Origin of the sequence: Streptomyces sp. NPDC059524, assembly GCF_042749255.1 — a bacterium.
Classification (GTDB): domain Bacteria; phylum Actinomycetota; class Actinomycetes; order Streptomycetales; family Streptomycetaceae; genus Streptomyces; species Streptomyces xanthii.
Genome location: NZ_JBHYTK010000257.1, coordinates 5562 through 6980, shown reverse-complemented (window position 1 = coordinate 6980; position 1419 = coordinate 5562). Strand labels below are relative to the sequence as shown.

The following is a 1419-nucleotide window of genomic DNA, read 5'->3' as shown; positions in this document are numbered from 1 at the left end:
TCGAGAATCCGATGCACCAGCCGCCCCTCTCGTTGCGTCAGACTGCCTCGAACGCCCGCCGGATCAACGGCGCCGCATTCTCCAGGTCCGCCGCCGAAGCGATCCGTATCTCCAGGTCCCCGGGTACCCGACGCCGCGCAAGTCCCGGGTGAAGCCCTCCTCCAGTCCGACCGAGTCCGGGTCGACTCTGAGATAGACCAGGATCGCCGCGTGCTTCGGACGGAAGATCACCGACGCGACGTTCACCAGCCGCCGGTAGGCGATGTAATGCCGCAGCGGCGCCACCTCGACCTCCCCCCACGCCGTCAGCGCCTCGTCCAGCTCCGAGTACAGGTCCCGCAAGGACTCAGGCACGAGGCCGGCACCCGCCGACGGAGGCGTCGCCGCGGCCACGGGCACGCTGCCGACCACCGCGTCCCGCTCCCGGCTTCGCCGAGGCGAAGCCGTGCTCGGTGAGCCGGGCGAGGAGTCGACGAGCAGCAGGCTCAGCAGGCCGCGTTCGAAGACCCGATAGCGCACCAGGTCGATGCGCTCGGCCAACCGCTGTACGGCCACACGATCGTGGTGCGAGAACCCAGCCGCGATGCAGACCATCCGCGGCCGACGCCAGTCGATCGACTCGGCAGCCTCCGCGCCCAGTACCTTTCGGACGAGCGCCTCGAATTCGTGGTGGGCCGAGTCCAACCAGGACAGGTACGAGACGGCCTGCGACAGCACCCCGCTGTCGGTGCCCTCCTGAACTCGGTCACCACTGGACTGCGGTTCTCGTCGAGCCCGAGCGTATCGATCCGACCCCGGTGCCACGGGCCGGTCGCGTACTCGGACGCCAAGAACCGGATACCGAGCATCTGCTCCATGGCGGCCTCGACGCGCCGCTGCAGTTCCACCTCAAGCGCCACCGTCGAGCCAGGCAGCTCAACGTCCCGCCCGTCCGCGTCCTGCCGGAACAGCATCAACTCGGCCACCAACGCCCCTCCCACGATCTCTGCAATTTGATCAATCGAAGGTGGGCTTGGAGTATTCCGCCGGGCGAGGGCTTCGAACTCAGGCAGGCTTCAGGAGCAGATGCCTGCGGGCTCGGGTCCTGAAGCCTCAAGCGGTGCGTGTTTGTGGAAACCGCACAGTGGGCCCTCGATGTCAGCATCGGTCGCAGGAGTCTTGTGGCGCGTGGTGCCCATATGTCGGCACGGCACGCACGAGGACTGGCCGGCCGCTGTTGATCCGGCAGGTCAGGTGCACAGTCAGCGGAGGGACTCTGGTTCCATCATGCACTGATGGTGCGTCAGGAAAGTCGGCATCAGGTCAGCATCCGTCTGAGTGGAGGTGCTTGATCCCGGCGAAACTTGGGGGTGGGGTGGGCGTGGGTGGGGGGCGGGGGGGGTGGTGGGTGGTGGGGTGGGTGTTGGGGGGGGTGGGTGA

At 67.7% G+C, this 1419-nt stretch carries 1 pseudogene; it reads right to left on the bottom strand.

The window, feature by feature from the left end:
- Positions 1–37: 37 nt before the first annotated feature.
- Positions 38–965: pseudogene (locus ACFW9D_RS37350) on the bottom strand (DUF5655 domain-containing protein).
- Positions 966–1419 lie beyond the last annotated feature (454 nt).